Here is a 2,439-nt window from a genome sequence, read left to right as displayed (position 1 = left end):
CGGTGGCCCGCAGCAGGTTCTGCGCGGCGGCCACCGGAGCCGGCTGCCGGTGCGTGCCCCGGGCATTAGTCCACTGCACCACGGGTCGCAGGTACAAGTCTTCGCCTTCGATGCGGTCGGGGTCGCTGTGGTGGAGGCGCATGCTGCGTCGGGCCACCAGAAAAGTGCTGTCGGGGGCCAGGGCAAACGTGAAGCGCACCGAATCCGGTACGCCGGGCAGCGGGTCGAGCGCCACCCCGCGCGCCCATTCGGCGGTATCGGGCTGCGGTTGCTCCTGGCGGGTCAGCCAGGGCTCCTGGTCCCAGGGGTGCGGGAAATTGATGTCTTGCCGGCGCTCCCGAAAAATCTCGCGCACCAGCGTATCGGCCGAGTTACGCACCAGCACCGGCAGCCGCATCGGGGGCGGGTATTGCAGGCCGTCGGCCCGGATATCCGTGAGCCGCTGGACGAAGCCCATTTCCCGGTACTCGTAACTGTGCATATCGATGCCCCACCACACCGTATCGAGTTGCAGGGCAGCGCGCGCCACCGTGAGCGTGAGATGGAGCGGCTGGCCGGTTTGGTTGCGCACGTACACGCTTTCGCTGTTGCTCCACTCGGGGGTGCAGGCCGTGGCCAAGCCCGCCAGCAGGCCCGGCAGGCAGTAGCAAAACGCCCGGCGGCGGGTGGCGGCGGACCTGTTTGGTGGGTGGTTGGACCGTTTCATGCCGAACTTTTTCCTCAATGCCCGGCCGCGGAAAAAGTAACCCGGCAACCCGTCCACGGCCCGCGCCGGCCGCCGCTACGGCCCGCGCCCAGCGTGCGCGGGCGGCATTAAATTTCAATTAATCTGCAGCCGGCCCCACAAATGACGCGTACAGTTGAGCTAACAAACCTGCTCGCTGCTCATGTCCACTACCCTATTCGCCCGCCTGCTGCTGCTAGCTCTGCTCGCCGGCTGCGGCACCAAGCCCGACGGCACCCCCTACGGCGTGAACCCCGCCAAAGTAGCCAAAGAACATGCCCGGGATTCAGTTGATACCGCCCGCCGCTACGACCACTACAAAAAAGGCATGCCCAAAGGCGCCGAAGTCAACGCCATCAGCAACGGCGGCACCCAAGGGCAAGTCGACATGACCACGGGCCAGTAGCGGCCAGATGCGGGAGCAGAATAATCGGCCTGTTTTTCCCAAGCCCTGCACTAAGCGTCCAAACTGCCGCGCCGCATCTCCAAAGCCCCGCCACGGGTTTCCAAATCAAGGTTTCGCTTGATAAAATCCTGGTCTCGACTCATCAGACCTTAGTTCCGGCTTTTCTAAGCACCAAAAAGGCCCGCTGGTACTAACAGCGGGCCTTTTTGGTGCTTATTACATCCGCCTAGCGCCGCCGGCCAAAAATGCGCAGCAGAAACAGGAACAGGTTCACGAAATCGAGATACAGCGTGAGCGCACCCAGAATAGACGCCTTGTTGCTCATCTCCTCGCCTTCCGTCACGCCCAGCAGCGCCAGCTGCTTCAGCTTCTGCGTGTCGTAGGCGGTGAGAGCGGTGAAGAGCAGTACGCCGATGAAGGAGGTAAAGATTTCTACGGCCGGATTACGTAGAAACAGGTTCACCACCATGGCAATAACCAGGCCGATGAGGGCCATGCTTAGCAGCTTGCCCCAACCCGACAGGTCGGACTTGGTGAAGTAGCCGAAGAGGCTCATGATGCCGAAGGTACCTGCCGTGATGAAGAACGTGGACGCGATGGACGATGACGTATAGGCCAGAAACACGCAGCTCAGCGTTACGCCGTTCAGCAGGGCGTAGCCCACGAAAGCCCCCTGCACCTTGCCTAGGCTCCAGTCGAAGATGCGGGCCGACAGGAAGCCCACTACTACCAGCTCCAGAATAATCAGGCCCATGAAGACGAACGGGGTACCGAACACGAACTGAATCAGCGCGGGCGAAGTGGAGGCAAACAGGGCAATGCCGCCCGTCAGGCCGAGGCCGGCGGCCATCCAGCCGTAGACCTGCGCAAAAAAGCGCGCCTGTACCTGAGCGGCCTCCTCAGCCGAGATGTAGACCGGGCGGGGCTGCGGGGTGAACTGATTTTCTTCCATTGAATGAGTGAGCTAAGGGGTTGGAAAGATGAATAACGGTGACGAAGCTACGCAATGGTTTTTCGTTGGCCGGAATGGGGCCGAGCCGGCGCATATCTTCGCCCCATGCACGCATCTGCCTACCTCACCCTTGCCGCACTGGGCCTGCTGGCCTGCTCGCAGCAGTCGGCCGAAACCGCCAACTCCGCCGCCGGCCCGCCGGACCGCACCACCCAACAGCCAGCCCCTGCGCCCTTCCCCGAAACCTTCGAAACCGGCAGTAAGGGCAGCTACGAAGCAGCCGACGAGCCGCTGGCAACTGGCACCTGGCACCTGCAGGATGCCCTCATCGGTAGCAGCCCGCAAGACCACGCCCAC

General features: G+C 62.7%; 4 protein-coding genes. 2 read left to right on the top strand and 2 right to left on the bottom strand.

Features of this window, described 5'->3' with window-relative positions:
• The coding region (locus tag ACYVDE_RS20305) for a hypothetical protein (RefSeq protein WP_460503356.1) at positions 1 to 706 on the bottom strand (706 nt) is incomplete at its 3' end.
• Between the two features lie 181 nt (positions 707 to 887).
• Between ACYVDE_RS20305 and ACYVDE_RS20300 the strand changes: the two genes are divergently transcribed.
• The gene (locus ACYVDE_RS20300) at positions 888 to 1,130 is read left to right on the top strand and encodes a hypothetical protein (protein WP_460503355.1); all 243 of its coding nucleotides are present in this window, start codon (positions 888 to 890) and stop codon (positions 1,128 to 1,130) included.
• 226 nt (positions 1,131 to 1,356) lie between these two features.
• Here the strand turns inward: ACYVDE_RS20300 and ACYVDE_RS20295 are convergent, their stop codons facing one another.
• Positions 1,357 to 2,082 carry a Bax inhibitor-1/YccA family protein gene (locus ACYVDE_RS20295; RefSeq protein ID WP_460503354.1) on the bottom strand — a complete coding sequence of 242 codons (726 nt, stop codon included), beginning with the start codon at positions 2,080 to 2,082 and terminating at the stop codon, positions 1,357 to 1,359.
• Between the two features lie 105 nt (positions 2,083 to 2,187).
• Between ACYVDE_RS20295 and ACYVDE_RS20290 the strand changes: the two genes are divergently transcribed.
• Positions 2,188 to 2,439 (top strand): hypothetical protein (locus ACYVDE_RS20290; RefSeq protein WP_460503353.1); only part of this gene is annotated, 252 nt, incomplete at its 3' end.

The organism is Hymenobacter agri (assembly GCF_054778495.1).
Note: the sequence above shows the minus strand (reverse complement) of the source record. Positions and strands in the feature narration are given on the sequence as shown.

Coding starts and splice junctions, on each gene's coding strand:
- ACYVDE_RS20300 (WP_460503355.1), top strand. CDS start 888: ATGTCCACTACCCTATTCGCCCGCCTGCTGCTGCTAGCTCTGCTCGCC.
- ACYVDE_RS20295 (WP_460503354.1), bottom strand. CDS start 2,082: ATGGAAGAAAATCAGTTCACCCCGCAGCCCCGCCCGGTCTACATCTCG.